The 14,899-nt window shown below is 39.7% G+C and carries 16 protein-coding genes; 6 read left to right on the top strand and 10 right to left on the bottom strand.

What is annotated here, in order from left to right; all coding sequences use genetic code 11:
* Position 1: 1 nt before the first annotated feature.
* Together HMPREF9331_RS02120 and HMPREF9331_RS02115 are read right to left on the bottom strand one after the other, a co-directional pair.
* On the bottom strand, positions 2–310 hold the full coding sequence (locus HMPREF9331_RS02120; protein ID WP_016419521.1) for a DUF4834 family protein: 309 nt from the start codon (positions 308–310) through the stop codon (positions 2–4).
* A gap of 133 nt (positions 311–443) precedes the next feature.
* Positions 444–986: a thioredoxin family protein gene (locus tag HMPREF9331_RS02115; RefSeq protein WP_016419520.1), complete on the bottom strand. Its 543-nt coding sequence runs from the start codon at positions 984–986 to the stop codon at positions 444–446.
* A gap of 432 nt (positions 987–1,418) precedes the next feature.
* Between HMPREF9331_RS02115 and HMPREF9331_RS02110 the strand changes: the two genes are divergently transcribed.
* On the top strand, positions 1,419–2,312 hold the full coding sequence (locus HMPREF9331_RS02110; RefSeq protein ID WP_016419519.1) for a cation diffusion facilitator family transporter: 894 nt from the start codon (positions 1,419–1,421) through the stop codon (positions 2,310–2,312).
* On the opposite strand, the gene HMPREF9331_RS02105 is transcribed toward HMPREF9331_RS02110, so the two are convergent.
* Together HMPREF9331_RS02105 and HMPREF9331_RS02100 are read right to left on the bottom strand one after the other, a co-directional pair.
* On the bottom strand, positions 2,301–3,380 hold the full coding sequence (locus HMPREF9331_RS02105; RefSeq protein ID WP_016419518.1) for an AMP-binding protein: 1,080 nt from the start codon (positions 3,378–3,380) through the stop codon (positions 2,301–2,303). The genes HMPREF9331_RS02110 and HMPREF9331_RS02105 overlap by 12 nt on opposite strands.
* A 7-nt stretch (positions 3,381–3,387) precedes the next feature.
* Positions 3,388–4,254: a CPBP family intramembrane glutamic endopeptidase gene (locus HMPREF9331_RS02100; RefSeq protein ID WP_016419517.1), complete on the bottom strand. Its 867-nt coding sequence runs from the start codon at positions 4,252–4,254 to the stop codon at positions 3,388–3,390.
* Positions 4,255–4,319: 65 nt separating this feature from the next.
* On the opposite strand from HMPREF9331_RS02100, the gene miaA reads away from it, so the two are divergent.
* Both miaA and HMPREF9331_RS12900 read left to right on the top strand, forming a co-directional pair.
* Complete coding sequence (gene miaA, locus HMPREF9331_RS02095) at positions 4,320–5,225, top strand: tRNA (adenosine(37)-N6)-dimethylallyltransferase MiaA (RefSeq protein ID WP_016419516.1); 906 nt, start codon at positions 4,320–4,322, stop codon at positions 5,223–5,225.
* A gap of 232 nt (positions 5,226–5,457) precedes the next feature.
* Entirely contained in the window at positions 5,458–5,625 is a 168-nt protein-coding gene (locus HMPREF9331_RS12900) for a hypothetical protein (protein WP_155848670.1), read from the top strand.
* Positions 5,626–5,788: 163 nt separating this feature from the next.
* Here HMPREF9331_RS12900 and HMPREF9331_RS02090 read toward each other — a convergent pair whose 3' ends face one another.
* The 6 genes from HMPREF9331_RS02090 to prfB form a co-directional block, all read right to left on the bottom strand.
* Positions 5,789–6,328 (bottom strand): DUF1643 domain-containing protein, encoded by a 540-nt coding sequence (locus HMPREF9331_RS02090; RefSeq protein WP_081638599.1) that lies wholly within the window; start codon positions 6,326–6,328, stop codon positions 5,789–5,791.
* A 7-nt stretch (positions 6,329–6,335) separates the two neighbouring features.
* The gene (locus HMPREF9331_RS02085; protein WP_016419513.1) at positions 6,336–7,451 is read right to left on the bottom strand and encodes a hypothetical protein; all 1,116 of its coding nucleotides are present in this window, start codon (positions 7,449–7,451) and stop codon (positions 6,336–6,338) included.
* Between the two features lie 54 nt (positions 7,452–7,505).
* On the bottom strand, positions 7,506–7,856 hold the full coding sequence (locus HMPREF9331_RS02080) for a WD40/YVTN/BNR-like repeat-containing protein (protein ID WP_016419512.1): 351 nt from the start codon (positions 7,854–7,856) through the stop codon (positions 7,506–7,508).
* 74 nt (positions 7,857–7,930) lie between these two features.
* Positions 7,931–8,620 carry a leucine-rich repeat domain-containing protein gene (locus HMPREF9331_RS02075; protein WP_016419511.1) on the bottom strand — a complete coding sequence of 230 codons (690 nt, stop codon included), beginning with the start codon at positions 8,618–8,620 and terminating at the stop codon, positions 7,931–7,933.
* A 386-nt stretch (positions 8,621–9,006) separates the two neighbouring features.
* Positions 9,007–11,547, bottom strand: a complete 2,541-nt coding sequence (topA, locus tag HMPREF9331_RS02070; RefSeq protein ID WP_016419510.1) for a type I DNA topoisomerase — start codon at positions 11,545–11,547, stop codon at positions 9,007–9,009.
* 216 nt (positions 11,548–11,763) lie between these two features.
* Positions 11,764–12,861, bottom strand: coding sequence for a peptide chain release factor 2 (prfB, locus tag HMPREF9331_RS02065; RefSeq protein WP_016419509.1), 1,098 nt, complete (start codon positions 12,859–12,861; stop codon positions 11,764–11,766).
* 234 nt (positions 12,862–13,095) lie between these two features.
* On the opposite strand from prfB, the gene HMPREF9331_RS02060 reads away from it, so the two are divergent.
* The 3 genes from HMPREF9331_RS02060 to gloA2 are packed head-to-tail and all read left to right on the top strand — an operon-like array spanning position 13,096 to position 14,887.
* Positions 13,096–13,719 carry an L-threonylcarbamoyladenylate synthase gene (locus tag HMPREF9331_RS02060; RefSeq protein ID WP_009641362.1) on the top strand — a complete coding sequence of 208 codons (624 nt, stop codon included), beginning with the start codon at positions 13,096–13,098 and terminating at the stop codon, positions 13,717–13,719.
* A 19-nt stretch (positions 13,720–13,738) separates the two neighbouring features.
* The gene (gene truA, locus HMPREF9331_RS02055; RefSeq protein ID WP_016419507.1) at positions 13,739–14,467 is read left to right on the top strand and encodes a tRNA pseudouridine(38-40) synthase TruA; all 729 of its coding nucleotides are present in this window, start codon (positions 13,739–13,741) and stop codon (positions 14,465–14,467) included.
* A gap of 33 nt (positions 14,468–14,500) precedes the next feature.
* Complete coding sequence (gene gloA2 / locus HMPREF9331_RS02050; RefSeq protein ID WP_016419506.1) at positions 14,501–14,887, top strand: SMU1112c/YaeR family gloxylase I-like metalloprotein; 387 nt, start codon at positions 14,501–14,503, stop codon at positions 14,885–14,887.
* The last annotated feature ends 12 nt before the right edge of the window (positions 14,888–14,899 follow it).

Raw genomic sequence — 14,899 nt, 5'->3', positions numbered from 1 at the left:
GCTATTCTATTTCTTCAAAATCAATATATTCGCCAACTATTTTTTTGTCTTTTTTCTGCTGCGTACCTGCTGAGGTATTCCTATTTTGGTGATTTGTGTAGGAGCCCTGATAATATTGCTGTTGGGCACCTTGTCCCTGGAAAGACTCTTCTTGAAACAGCTGCTTTTCCACTGTATTCATATGCCTTCTGATTAGAAAACGCAAAGCAAAGGGAACCAGTAAAATACCTACCCAAAACAAGCAAGCAAGTACAAGAAAGACGGTAAATAACATACCTAAAAAATCTATGAAAGAGGCTTGTTGTACCATAATTTAATTTTTTGCCAAAAGTACATTTTTTCTCATTACTAACCAAATTTTATTGGAGAAAGTTTTGTTTTAAAAAAAATCATCCCAGAGCTGGCTCTGAGATGATAAAATTAAAAATGTAATAAATATGAAATCAATTCTTGAAAGTTCCTTTGAAAGTCTTCAGATACTTATCATAAGCCTCTTGAGTAGTTACAGAAAGGTAAGTGTTATTCCCAGCAAACTTGATAAGGGGTTCGAGCTGTGTGGCGGTCATATAACCTACAATAGGAAATATAGGTGCTGCTTTTTCATCAAAAATAAGCATAGTAGGATAAGAATTTACACCCAATGCACCTGCAAAATCATGCATCCCATTGCGGGTATTAGCCTTGGCAGGATCATAGTTGTTGTTCTTATAAGTAGTACCCTTGTAGGTTACCTCCTCATTGCCTTCGGCATTGAACTTCACTGCATAGAAATTGTCATTGATATACTTTACAAAGTCCTTGTTCTTAAATGTTCTTTCAGACAACATTCTACAAGGGCCACACCATGTAGTATATACATCTACAAATATTTTCTTAGGTGTTTTCTGTTGTGCGGATAAAGCATCGTTCATGCTCATCCAGTTAATTTCCTGAGCGGAGCTTACCATGGCTACCAATAGGAACAATAGTGAAAAAATCTGTTTCATTTAGGATTCTTATTTAATTGGTCATAATACATCAAAAATAATGCCAAACTTTTTTATTGCCAAACAAAAGCTATTCTACGTCCTTTTCAAATCCACTATACTATTTCTCTTCTCACTTGTTATTTTTATATTATTTAAAAAGTAATTAGCTGGCTATCAATTTATTAAGTTCGTTATATAAATAAAAAATTTAACTTTAAGTAAAATAATAATTATAATCTATTGAAAATAAAATACTTAAATGGATTATAAGCAGTTTATAATATGTAAATTATAAGTAAAATATATAGAAGCTATAGTTTATATAATGATATATAATATATTTGTAACCAGTATTTTAAAAATTCTAATTACAGAAATATATAGCAAGCGAATTTTTTTCGCTACCTTTGTGTGCTTATTAGCTGTCATTTTAACTATAAAAAATGTGTCATGGAAAAACATGTCCCCCACCGAACTGCCTTTTTTAGTATCTTTGCCAACTTAGCCTTGGCAGGGGTAAAGATCAGTGCAGGGGTACTAGGGAATTCTTATGCGCTTGTAGCCGATGGGATAGAGTCGGTTTCGGATGTGTTTTCGTCCTTCTTAGTTTTTCTCGGTCTGAAATATGCAGAAAAGCCAGCCGATGCGAACCACCCTTACGGACATGGGAAGATAGAGCCTTTGGTTACCTTTATCATCGTAGCTCTACTTGTGGCCTCCGCCTTACTGATTGCTTATCAGAGTTATCAAAATATATTGATCCCCCACTCTAGTCCAAAGGCCTGGACACTGCTACTCTTAGGAGGCATTATTCTATGGAAAGAAATAAGTTTTCGTATTGTCCTGAGAGACAGCAAACAGACAGGCAGTACCTCCCTGAAGGCCGATGCTTGGCACCATAGGGCCGATGCGATTACTTCCGTAGCTGCTTTTATTGGTATTAGTATCGCTCTGCTCTGTGGAGAAGGATATGAGACGGCTGACGACTGGGCAGCATTAGTTGCTTCGGGGATTATATTGGTCAATGCTTATTTGATCTTCCGCCCTGCCCTTGCGGAGATCTTAGATGAAGATATGTATGATGATTTATCGCAGAGAATCAGAGAGTTATCCAAAGATGTACCAGGCGTATTGGCCGTAGAAAAGTGCCATATTAGAAAAACAGGTATGTCCTATTGTGTAGATATCCATATTATTGTCAATGGAAATATTAGTGTAAAGGAAGGCCATGACATTGCGCATGCCTTTAAGGATAGCCTACAACAACAAATCCCCTCTATTGCCTCGGTACTCATTCACGTAGAACCTGATTATAAGGATATTCATTTTAAGTTACAAAAGTAACTTTGCTGTAGCTTCTCTTTGGATTTTGTCTGATGCAGTAAGCTGAAAATGAGGGAGAAAATATATTTTTTTAGGAAGTTCGTACTTAGAAAATACGGTTTCTTTTTGTAAATTCTCCAACAGATGAGGATAGTCCGCTTCCCTACCTTCTACCAAAAGAATCACCCGCTCTCCCAATAGTTCATCTGGCTCTTTCCAAATAAAAAACCTATCGGAGATAAACGATGAGAGCTTGCGCTCAACCCCTTCAGGATAGATTTTCACCCCTGCTGAATTGATGATATTATCCAAACGTCCCAGCCACTCAAAAGCATGTGCTCCATGTAAGCGTACCACATCATGGGTGTGGATTTCCCCTTCGGCCACTTCAGGGCAATAAATCACAAGACAACCCTGCTCATCCTGCCAGACCCTACTCTCCCCTATCGTGGTATATACCATGCTATGCCGCTCTTTGGGAGCTATGGGGCGCAAGGCTATATGAGAAACTGTTTCAGTCATACCATAAGTGGCATAAATCTCGGTAGGAATCTCCTGTAACTGGGCTTCCATAGCTGCCGAGATAGGCGCACCGCCTAAGATAATCTTCTTTGTCCTATGGAGTTCGCTTAGAGATTTCATCGCCTGCATGGGCGTCAGCGCGACAAAGTCAAAATTGTGGGGAGTAGCCGCAAAGGGCGTACTACTGGGAGGAAGTAGTTCCAAAGAAAGCCCCAATACCAAGGCTCTGACAATCATCATTTTACCCGCAATATAGTCGGTAGGCAACACGCAAAGGGAGCTATCTCCCGCATGCAGCTGTAGGAAAGCTCCTGTAAGCATCGCTGAACGAATCATATAAGCCTTCTTGACGGTAATCAGCTTAGGAGTACCCGTAGTGCCAGAGGTATGTAATGTTATGGTCTCTTGAGGAGACAACCACTCCGAGAGGAATTGAGCTGTTTTCTGTAGGTAGACTTCCTTACTCTTTGTCCATGAGGTTATTAACTGTTCCAATCCTTGTGTATCACAAGAAACTCCAGCTATTTTCGCTTGGTTATGTAAGTGTTTTTTTACAAGTGTATCCATGACCACGTTAGTTAATCTTACCGAAAAGTCTTGTCCTCCAATCGTTCCAACGGTATTTCTTAGCAAAGATAAAGAGCAGTATGAGTAAAGGCAAAAAGAAGTCAATTGCATAGAGCGGTGTAACCTCAGGCGTACTTACCTCCTTAAGCAAAGAGGGGGTTTGGAATACACTCCAAGAGGAGGTAGTCAGTATGGAGATAAAGAAGTTATTGGCGATATGAAAACCCAAAGCAAGTTCCAAACCATTGTCCATAAGGGTAATAATTCCTAAGAAAAGACCTGAACTGATATAGAAAACCAAAAGGCCATAGCCCATTTGGGAAACCTCTGGGTTGGCTATATGTACCAAACCAAAGAACAACGAACTGAGCACAAGGGGGACCCAACGCCTTTTAGACAAAATAGAGACTCCTTGTAAGAAATAACCTCTGAAAAAATATTCCTCAAAGCCTGCCTGAAAGGGAATAAACAGCAGAGAGAGCAGTAGCAAGGTAAAAAAAGGCGCTGGCTGAAAGTTCCACTGATAATCCTCAGGGAAAAGTAGGTAGCTAAGCCCTGTTTGTAGTACCAAATAGCCTCCCCATAGGGAAAAACTAAAGAATATACGCCCCCAGTCTATCCTTTTTCGCCCAGTGGTGAATTTGACTATAGGTTGCTGGTGTATAAACTTGACTATAAAGAACAATCCCAAAAAGAAAATAAGAAAGATCCCTACATTCATCACAAAAAAAGGTAGCTCCCCCATTTGCGCGATGAGCGGCTTAAGATCCACTTCAGGTGCAAAGAAAGCATTGACATTGATCAAGAAAAATAATCCAATAGGTAATATATAAAACCATTGGTTCTTGACAAAAAATCCATTTTTTAGATACATATGTCCTAGAAAAATTATACTTTTGCAAAAATACAAAAAATACTTGACTTACCAAAGAGACCCCCATGAATTTCTTGATTAATATAGTAGGTACAACAGCCATAGGAAAAACAGCTTTGGCCATAGCCTTAGCCCAACACTTTGACACAGAAATCCTCTCTTGTGATTCCCGCCAGTTCTACAAAGAGATGTGTATAGGCACCGCCGTGCCTTCCTCAGAGGAATTGGCTGCTGCCCCTCATCACTTTATCCAACACAAGAGTATCTTTGACACCTATTCAGTTGGTGATTTTGAGCGAGAAGCAACCGCTTTCCTATCCGATTTCTTCCTTAGAAAACCTATTATCATAATGGTAGGAGGCAGCGGCCTCTATAACGATGCTATACTCAAGGGCTTAGACGATTTTCCTCCTGTAAAAGAAGGCGTACGTGAGCAGCTGAACCAATTGCACAAAGAAAATGGTATCACCGCCCTACAACAGCAACTCAAGGCGTTAGACCCCGCCTATTATGACAAAGTAGATTTGCAAAACCCCCAGCGTATCATACGCGCCTTGGAGGTATGCCTTAGTGGCGGTCAGCCTTATTCCTATTACTTACAACAGAAAACCACTCAGCGGGATTTTACCCCTATTACCATAGGCCTAAGTGCCGATCGGGAGGTGATCTACGAGCGTATCAACCAACGTATGGAAGTGATGCTTCGCTCAGGACTGCTCCAAGAGATAGAGCAGCTGCTCCCCTATCGTGATCTTAACGCCTTACAGACGGTAGGTTGCCGAGAGTTCTTTGACTTCTGGGACGGTAAAGCTACTCTTACCGAAGCTATAGAAAACGCCAAGATGAACACCCGTCGCTTTGCCAAGCGCCAACTCACCTGGTTTAAGAAATCTACCGACGTGCAATGGTTTGACTACAAAGCAGATAGAGGAAAAATCATAGCCTACATTGAAAAGAGTTTTGAGTTATAAGTTTTTAATTTTGAGTTGTTTATAGAAATAGAATTTAGGAATGTATTCATTTCATTGTGGGCTTCTGGCTATCGTTTTATTATATTAGATTTTGGCAATAAATTTGTTTTATTGCCGAAATCTAACTCCTTTAATACACAACAGATTAAATTTTATCCATTATTATATTTTTTATTTTGGTATAATTTTTGTGCATTTGCAATTGAAAAAAAACTATTTAAATTGTTCTATCATGCCAGCAGTATTAACCAGACCCAAGAAAAAAGTAGTTATAGAAAAAATTTTCATAGAGAAGGATGAAACTACTAAAGTATCTGCTGTCCAAAAAGAGGAAGAACACAGAACAAGGGAAGAAAGAAAGAGAAAAGAGGAACTAGAAAAATTAGGAGCTGAATTATAGGAAATAACCGTAAAATTAATAGCTGAAGGAAAGCTAAAACCCTTTAATAGAAAAGATATTTATGGTAATTGAATGTATCACTTTTCATAATAAAAGCACCCCTACAAAGGCTATAATACAAAATTCGTTAGTACTTTGTAGGGGTGGTGGTTATTTATAGAATCTATTTTTTGAATTTCTCAATATTGCAAGATACTAAAGAACAATTATTTACAGCATATAAGGGGTGTCTCGGATATCCTTTTGCGGTAAGAGTTCCTATTTGTAAGTACTTTCTCTCTCCTAATACTTCTATAATATCACCTAAATTCTTCTTTAAATAACTTCTTAAAGTAATGCCATTACCAAAAGCCAAAAGAATATCTGCTGTGGGATATTTTTCTCCTAATTCTCTGATATATTGTAAAGATTTTTGATGGATAGCTTCGTCCTGTTCCTTTGGGAGAGCATACTTGTCTGTTTGTCGTTGAGGATAAAGATTTAGCATTACAAAGCCATTATATCCTGTATTTTGTACAAAACTTAATACTCTTCCCATAGTTCGGTCACAAGTATCTTCATTTGCAGTACTGGGATTAAGGCCTATGATGAAAAGCATTTTATCACCTATTTGTTCTAGATAATAACGATATTCTCCTTGGGCTTTTCCTGTACTTTCACAATGAGTAGGAGCATACTTTATATTTTCCATATCTCTTATCATCTGTTTGTTACAAATTATTTTCTTTAGCTACTCGTATAAAGTTCTGAATATAAGTATCCATCTCACGAGCTATATTTTCTATAAGTAGTTTTCTTCGCTGAGGGTGTTTCAATGATTCAAAACTTGGGCTATTTAGATTCCAGAAATCTAAATTGTATCTTGTGGAATAAGTCCAACCATACCAACTGTTACTTTCCTTGAAACCTGCATAGGCTTCTTTTATACATTTTTGGAGTAACTCACTTTTTGGATTTCTATCTTTATGAAAACCATAATAGTAATCATTCTCAAGTTCAATATCAAAATTGACTATTTCATTATTTTGAGTGGTATAAATAGGGATTGTAAACCCAAACCATTTGTGTCTGCTTCTACCCCCTTTGTAATATTTGTTCACATCTTGCTCAAAATCAATCTTTTTAAATTGATATCCTTTGGCCAAGAATTCCTCTTGGAGTTCTCTCCAAAAATAGTTTTGCATTTCATACTTGTCCATTTCTCCTCCTTCAACAAATAAATTACATTTTTCCAATATGCTCTTAATATTTTCGGATGGAATAGGCTTAGAGTTTATATTATACAAATCACTCTTTAGTACAGTGATAATACCAAATAATTCCTTTGAGAAATTAGCATAGAACTCAGCCATTAATTTTTGTTTGTCACTGCCTGCTGCCTCAAAATCATTCATTTGTTGAATGATATTAGCAATATGCTTAAATATCTTATCTGTATTATCCTCGTGGGTATGCATCTGAATATATGAGAGCTGAAAGAGAAGTTCTTTTAGTTCATCTATATTTTCCCCTTCTTGGGCATTATCTCGCATAGAAATAGTAATCTTTCCATCTTGTACGATCTCTTTGAGTTTTTCTAAGAAATTATGGAATACTTCTTGCTTTTTTTCAAATACTGATAGATTTTTATCTCGTTCCTCTTCTGTTGCAGTTTGTCCCTGTAGAAGAAAGACCGTAATAATAGCTGTAAAAATAGCTCCTATGGCTGAATTATTGATGTTTTCTACAATTTTAGGAAGCTCATTTTGATAGATAAGATTAAACACAAAGAGGCTAAGTGAAATAACCAATAAGGCTCCTAAGGCTATAAGTATTTTTCTTGACATGTTTTTTGATTTTTAAAAGAATGCCTACCTCCTTATTGATAGGCATTCTGAATATTAGTTTCTTTTTGTCCAACTACGACCTTCATTTTTAGACACATAAACACCTTTAGAAGTATAAGCTACGAGCTCTGTTCCACTTACCTGAATCGTCTCAAAGTCTCCATAGGAAGAACCTATATAGCGAGAATACCAACTACGCCCATCTGTTTTAGAGGTATAGATTCCTTTAGAAGTAACAGCAAAAATTTCATCACCAAAAACTGCTAAATCATAAAAGTCTCCTGCAGAAGAACCTTTGTAACGAGAGTACCAACTTTTGCCATTAGTAGTGGAGTACTCAATTTTGTTGTTGTCTGTGGGGCAAATTCTTAGTAATTCTTTCCCCAAATTAATTTCTTGTGCCATTTTTTAAAAATTTAAAAATAAAAATATTCCCTACTCTGTTATAGGCTTTTCGGGTTTCGCCTTAGATATATTGATTATAGTTTTGCTTTTATTTTGTCTGCATATTCTTTAAACCCTTCTGCATTTTTATAACGGTCTATACTACCTGCAGGAACATAGATAGTCTCAATATAATGAGAATCAAATAGCCGCCTATTTATTGTTGGAGGTACTTCTCCTTCAAAAATAATTGTTTTCAAAAGGTCAGCAAGATAGAAAACACCTTCACCAATATTGGTTACATTTTTAGGAATTGTAAGGGAAGTAAGCTTTGTTCTACTAAATGCTTCATTTCCAATAGTAGTTAAAGAGTTAGGTAAAACAATAGAAGTAAGAGCAGAACATTCATTAAATGCATCCTCTTCTATAGTAGTCAAAGAATTAGGTAAAGTGATAGAACTAAGAGATGAGCAACCTGTAAATGCACCTCCTCCAATAGTAATCAAAGAACTTGGTAAAACAACAGAAGTTAATTTTTCACAGTCACCAAATTCAGCTGTAATCTTAGTAATCTTACTCAACACCTTATCCGATTGCATATCAATACTCGTTACCTCGGTGTTAAACCATTTCATTAGAGTAGTTCCGTCAGGACTTACTACATAATAATTAGAAGGAATGGTTTGTTCTTTTCCCCCTTTGTCAGAAGAATTATTGTCTTCTTTTCCACAACTGCTGATAGTAAGCAGTCCTATCATAGCCATTGCTATTACAATTTTTTTCATCTTTTAAAAAATTTAATCTTCTTCCCTACTCTATTACAGGCTTTTCGGGATACGCCTTATATAAACACAACTCTTCGGATAGCTGTTTTATCTCTGAGGGCAAAATTACAGTGCGTACTAGACAAACTGTGACCGTTTTGATTAATTTAACAAACAAAAAAAGCAAACCTACTCACGAAAAAATTTCGTAAGCAGGCTTGCTTTTCTCAAATATTTTTATATACGAATTGCTTAAGCTAAGACATGATAAGGGCTGGCGTTGCGTTGCGTTGCGTTCCTAAAGTATTCATAATTCTTAGCCTTATTATTATCTTATTGACTGGGCAAAGATAGTAATAATTTCTGAAATAGGAATATTTTTATATGTTAATTTTTAAAACTATTTTCTATTTCTTAGCAGTCTTTTTAGCTGCGCCCTTAGTGGCTGTCTTAGCAGGGGCTTTTTTGGTGGTCGTTTTCTTGGTAGCGGTGGCCTTCTTAGGCTTTTCCTTGGGGGCTAAAAGAGCTTGGGCATCGGCTAAGGTAAAGGCTTCTATATCCGTTTCCTTGCTGAGCTCTACTTTGGTTTTTCCTTTGATAAGGTGATAGCGTCCCCAGCGGGCTTTCTCTATATGGATACCTTCTTCTGGCCATTCCTTGACTACTTTCTCAGATTCTTTCTTGAGTTTTTCCTCTATAAGAGCAGCTATATCTTGCTGAGAAAGGCTGTCAAAGTTGTATTTCTTGCTGACACTGATAAAGATATTGTCCCACTTGATAAAAGGACCAAAACGACCTACCCCTTTGGTTACTTCCTTGCCATCATATACCGAGATAGGGGCATCGGCTTTTTGCTTTTGTGCTATGACCTCCTTGGCCTCTTCAAAGGTTACAGAAAAGACATCCAAGGACTTATCCAAAGATATAAAACTGTCCCCAAAGCGGATATAAGGACCAAAGCGCCCTATGTTGGCTTCTACTTCCTTACCTTGGAATACACCTAACTTGCGGGGGAGCTCAAAGAGCTTCATGGCTTCTTCAAAGGTAATCGTGTCTATAGACTGGTGAGGCAAAAGGCTGGCAAAGCGGGGTTTCTCCTCGTCCTCTACCGAGCCTATCTGTACCATAGCGCCATAGCGACCTAAGCGCACACTTACAGGCTTGCCTGTGGCGGGGTCGGTACCTAAAAGGCGTTCGCCTGTCTCTCGTACCGCATTTTGCTCTACATCAGTTACAGTAGGGTGAAAAGTATCGTAAAAGCGTCCTACCATCTTTGACCAATCTTCTTTGCCTGTGGCTATGTCGTCAAACTCCTCCTCTACCTTAGCCGTAAAATTGTAATCTACAATATTGTCAAAGTGGGTGATAAGGAAGTCATTGACAATCATACCTATATCAGTAGGAATGAGTTTGCCCTTATCAGCTCCTACATTCTCAGAAAGTTTCTTTTCTTTGATTTCTCCTTTGACCAAGGAGAGTTGTAGGTAAGGACGGCTCTCTCCTTCTATATTACTACGCTCTACATAACCACGGTTCTGTATAGTGGAGATAGTAGCGGCATAGGTGGAAGGGCGACCAATACCGAGCTCTTCTAACTTCTTAACCAAGGAGGCTTCTGTATAGCGGAAAGGAGGACGAGTAAAGCGCTGAGTAGCTGTAATATGTTTGCTAGTGAGTATCTCCCCTACCTTCATGGCTGGGAGCATACCTTCGTTTTCCTCCTCTTCGTCATCCCGACCTTCAAGATAGACCTTAAGAAAGCCATCAAAGGTGATCACCTCGCCACTGGCTAAGAATGGTTCGGGGTGGGTACTGGCATTGACTTTTACTTGTGTACGTTCCAGTTGTGCATCGCTCATTTGGGAAGCAATGGTACGCTTCCAGATAAGTTCGTATAGGCGTACTTGGTCTGCTTCTGCTCTTACCGTATGAGCTGCCATATCGGTAGGGCGAATGGCCTCGTGTGCTTCTTGAGCACCCTTGGAGTGGGAGGTATATTGTCGGGTCTTGCTATATTTGGCTCCATAGGCATGGGTGATCTCCTGCTGGGCAGCGGCGAGTGCCTCTGGGGATAGGTTTACACTATCGGTACGCATATAGGTGATAAGCCCTGATTCATACAATCGCTGAGCGAGTTGCATAGTCTTGGATACGGAGAAATGGAGCTTGCGGGAAGCCTCCTGCTGAAGGGTAGAGGTGGTAAAGGGAGGTGCAGGAGATTTTTTGGTGGGTTTAGTTTCCAAACTACCCACAGTGAAGGTAGCTCCTATATTCTGCTGTAGGAATGCGCTGGCTGCTTCTTGGGTTGGGAAAGATTTATTGGTTTGGGTCTTGATAAGTTTACCCTCAGCAGTGAGAAACTCGGCGGTAATCTTGTAAGAGGCTTCGCTCTTAAAGTCCTGTATTTCACGTTCGCGCTCCACAATTAGGCGTACCGATACCGATTGTACGCGCCCAGCCGAGAGACCTTTGCGTATCTTCTTCCACAATACAGGAGAGAGTTCATACCCCACTAGGCGGTCAAGCACACGTCGCGCTTGCTGGGCATTGACTAAGTTATAGTCTATTCCACGTGGATTCTTTATGGCGTGTTCTATGGCAGATTTAGTAATGGAGTTAAACACAATACGCTTGGTTTTCTCCTGTGGCAATTTGAGTTCCTCGGCTAAGTGCCACGCTATGGCCTCTCCCTCACGGTCTTCATCGGAAGCCAACCATACAGTATCCACTTTTTTTACGGCTTCCTTGAGGCTCTTCACAAGAGTTCGCTTATCGGCAGAGACTATATACTGAGGCTTAAAGCCATGCTGTACATCTACCCCTAATTCCTTATCAGGGAGGTCAGCTATATGCCCATAACTAGACATCACCTTATAATCACTGCCCAAAAACTTTTCAATGGTCTTTGCCTTGGCAGGAGACTCTACAATTACTAAATTTTTTGCCATCTCTATTAATTGTTAATTGTCAATTGTTAATTGTTAATTTTCTAAACACCTCAAGTTGTATAAATAACTCTCGGTATTTGGAATCTCTCACGTTTCTAACTAAAAAAGACTTTTCCTCTGTGGATAGGAGCTACTATAGTACTCATCATTCTGTAACGACTAATTTATTAATTATTGACAATTGACCTTTAGCCATTGACAATTAACCATTAACAATTAATCATTGTTTTGCTGTCCCATGAGCATGAGGTATGCTTTTAGGAAATCATCTAATTCACCATTCATAACTGCGTCCACATTCGTAGTTTCGTAGCCTGAGCGAACGTCCTTAACTAGCTTATAGGGGTGCATCACATAGTTGCGAATTTGGCTACCCCATTCTATCTTCATCTTGTTAGCCTCTATCTCGTCGCGCTTGGCTTGGCGTTTTTTGAGTTCTATCTCATAGAGTTGCGATTTAAGCAATTGGAGTGCCTTATTCTTGTTGTCCAACTGGCTACGGGTCTCGGAGTTCTCTATGATAATGCCTGTAGGGTGGTGGCGAAGACGTACGGCCGTTTCTACCTTATTGACATTCTGTCCTCCTGCCCCACTGGAGCGCATGGTCTCAAAGGAAATATCCGCAGGGTTGATCTCTATTTCTATTGTATCATCGGCCAAAGGATATACATATACCGAGGCAAAGGAGGTATGTCGCTTGGCATTGCTATCAAAGGGAGAGATACGCACCAAGCGGTGTACCCCATTTTCGCCTTTGAGGTAGCCAAAGGCAAATTCTCCATCTATCTCTAGGGTCACGGTCTTTACCCCTGCCACATCACCCTCCTGGTAGTTGAGTTCCTTGACAGAAAAGCCCTGTTTGTTCGCCCACATTATATACATACGCATAAGCATAGAAGCCCAGTCACAACTCTCGGTACCTCCTGCTCCTGCGGTGATTTGTAGTACTGCACTCAGGGCATCACCTTCGTCGGAGAGCATGTTGCGGAACTCTATATTCTCTATATGATGCAGTGCTTGTGCATAGAAATCCTCCACTTCCTGAGCTGAAACAGCGTCTTCCTTATAGAACTCCAGCATAATTTGGAGTTCTTCTACCATTTCTACTGCTTTTTCGTAATCGATAACCCATTTTTTTTGGGATTGGATCTTTTGAACTAATAGCTGCGCCTCTTTTGGGTTATCCCAAAAGTCTGGTGCTAAGGTTTTCTCCTCTTCATTGGCAATTTCAATCTTCTTTTTGTCAATCTGGAGATACCTTTCTAAGCGTTCTACCCGCTGGCTAAGTTCCTTGAGTTGGTCTATGGTTACCATTTACGAAAATTTCGGCAAAAGTACGACTTTTTATTTATTTTTCTTGAGATGGCTGTTGTTTTTTTCCAAAATATGTCTTAACGATTGATAAATTAAATAGTAATATACTGATAATCAATAATGTATAAATAAAAATTTTAACGTTCCTCACGGAATAGTTTTAATTATTTGTTGTAATTTTGTCCTTTGTTGAGGCGAATGGCAATTCGCATACAGTTTAATATCTTGAAAGAAATGGCGAAATTCATCAAAATATATCCAGAGAATCCCAATGAGAGGGAAATACAGAAGGTAGTGGAGTGCCTCAGAGATGGTGGGGTGATTATCTATCCTACCGATACCGTCTATGGGTTGGGTTGCGACATCACCCATAGCAAGGCCTTAGAACGTATTGCACACCTTAAGGGCGTAAAGTTGGACAAAGCCAACTTCTCCTTTGTCTGTGCCGATTTGAGCAACCTTTCCGACTACGTAAAACAGATAGATACCGCTACCTTCAAGCTCCTTAAGCGGGCACTGCCAGGGGCTTATACCTTTATCCTGCCAGGGAATAACAACCTGCCTAAGGAGTTCAAAAAGAAAAAGACGGTAGGAATTCGTGTGCCTGATAACAACATTGCTCGTACCCTGGTAGAGAAATTAGGCAATCCGATTGTCTCCTCCTCTATCTATGACGAAGACGAAGTAGTGGAATACACCACAGACCCCGAATTGATCTTTGAGAAATGGCAAGACAAGGTCGATATTGTCATCGATGGTGGTTATGGAGACAATGTAGCCTCCACTATCATAGACCTTTCCACAGGAGTTCCTGAGCTGATTCGTGAGGGAAAGGGTAGCATAGAGGGACTTTTTTAACTAACTGAAAACAAACATAGTGCGTTATTTTATACGACTCTCCTATAATGGAAAAGATTACAATGGTTGGCAGCGACAGCCCAAGGCTCCCTCGGTGCAGGAAGAGATAGAACGAGCCTTGTCCTTACTATTACGTGCTGAAATCTCCATAGTGGGGGCTGGCCGTACCGATACTGGGGTACATGCCAGGGACTATTATGCTCATTTTGACCATGAAGCGTCACTGCCTGAGAATTTAGTAAACAAACTCAACTCCTTCCTCCCAAAAACCATTGCTATCAGAGCCATCTTTCCAGTCAAGGAGGATGCCCATGCCCGTTTTGATGCACGCTCTCGTACCTATCAGTATTTCATCAGCACGGAGAAAGACCCCTTCGGGTATGAGCAACATTATTACATACATTACCCCCTTGACCTTGACCTGATGAATAAGGCTTGCGAAATACTTTTAAAACATACTGATTTTCAATGTTTTTCAAAAGTTAATACCGATGTGAGAACCTATATCTGTCACCTGACAGAGGCCTATTGGCGGCAGCAAGGGGCGTTGCTCATCTTTAGAATCACTGCTGATCGCTTCTTGCGCAATATGGTACGCGCCATTGTAGGGACGCTCTTGGAGGTAGGCTCAGGGAAAATAACCTTGGAGGGCTTCGAGCAAGTCTTACTGAGCAAAAATCGTTCCCAAGCGGGCTATTCCGTTCCTGGGCACGCACTTTTTTTAGAGGAAGTACTTTATAGTGACTAATGACTAGTGACAACTAACCTGCGACAACTGAAAATGGAAATAGAAAAAATACATCATATCGCAATTATTTGTAGCGATTACGAGCTGTCAAAGCATTTTTATACGGAAATTTTGCCTTTTACCATACAGTCCGAACATTATAGGGCAGAAAGACAGTCTTTTAAGTTAGACTTGTGTCTCAACGGGGAATATGTTTTGGAATTGTTTTCCTTTCCTTCGCCTCCTAAGCGCATCAGCCGACCAGAGGCTTGTGGAGGTAGGCATTTGGCCTTGGCGGTGAGAGACTTAGAGGCATCTATTACCTACTTAGAAAGCCAAAAGGTGGCTTGTGAGGCCATACGCCAAGATGAATACACTGGCAAGCGCTTTACTTTTTTGGAAGACCCCGACGGCTTCCCCATTGAATTATACGAAATATAACCCTTTGCGAAC

This window comes from Capnocytophaga granulosa ATCC 51502, assembly GCF_000411115.1.
In the GTDB taxonomy this organism is placed as follows: domain Bacteria; phylum Bacteroidota; class Bacteroidia; order Flavobacteriales; family Flavobacteriaceae; genus Capnocytophaga; species Capnocytophaga granulosa.
Note: the sequence above shows the minus strand (reverse complement) of the source record. Positions and strands in the feature narration are given on the sequence as shown.

Bases quoted from the DNA above. Each gene is read 5' to 3' on its own strand.
- HMPREF9331_RS02120 (WP_016419521.1), bottom strand. From the start codon at position 310: ATGGTACAACAAGCCTCTTTCATAGATTTTTTAGGTATGTTATTTACC.
- HMPREF9331_RS02115 (WP_016419520.1), bottom strand. From the start codon at position 986: ATGAAACAGATTTTTTCACTATTGTTCCTATTGGTAGCCATGGTAAGC.
- HMPREF9331_RS02110 (WP_016419519.1), top strand. From the start codon at position 1,419: ATGGAAAAACATGTCCCCCACCGAACTGCCTTTTTTAGTATCTTTGCC.
- HMPREF9331_RS02105 (WP_016419518.1), bottom strand. From the start codon at position 3,380: ATGGATACACTTGTAAAAAAACACTTACATAACCAAGCGAAAATAGCT.
- HMPREF9331_RS02100 (WP_016419517.1), bottom strand. From the start codon at position 4,254: ATGTATCTAAAAAATGGATTTTTTGTCAAGAACCAATGGTTTTATATA.
- miaA (WP_016419516.1), top strand. From the start codon at position 4,320: ATGAATTTCTTGATTAATATAGTAGGTACAACAGCCATAGGAAAAACA.
- HMPREF9331_RS12900 (WP_155848670.1), top strand. From the start codon at position 5,458: ATGCCAGCAGTATTAACCAGACCCAAGAAAAAAGTAGTTATAGAAAAA.
- HMPREF9331_RS02090 (WP_081638599.1), bottom strand. From the start codon at position 6,328: ATGATAAGAGATATGGAAAATATAAAGTATGCTCCTACTCATTGTGAA.
- HMPREF9331_RS02085 (WP_016419513.1), bottom strand. From the start codon at position 7,451: ATGTCAAGAAAAATACTTATAGCCTTAGGAGCCTTATTGGTTATTTCA.
- HMPREF9331_RS02080 (WP_016419512.1), bottom strand. From the start codon at position 7,856: ATGGCACAAGAAATTAATTTGGGGAAAGAATTACTAAGAATTTGCCCC.
- HMPREF9331_RS02075 (WP_016419511.1), bottom strand. From the start codon at position 8,620: ATGAAAAAAATTGTAATAGCAATGGCTATGATAGGACTGCTTACTATC.
- topA (WP_016419510.1), bottom strand. From the start codon at position 11,547: ATGGCAAAAAATTTAGTAATTGTAGAGTCTCCTGCCAAGGCAAAGACC.
- prfB (WP_016419509.1), bottom strand. From the start codon at position 12,861: ATGGTAACCATAGACCAACTCAAGGAACTTAGCCAGCGGGTAGAACGC.
- HMPREF9331_RS02060 (WP_009641362.1), top strand. From the start codon at position 13,096: ATGGCGAAATTCATCAAAATATATCCAGAGAATCCCAATGAGAGGGAA.
- gloA2 (WP_016419506.1), top strand. From the start codon at position 14,501: ATGGAAATAGAAAAAATACATCATATCGCAATTATTTGTAGCGATTAC.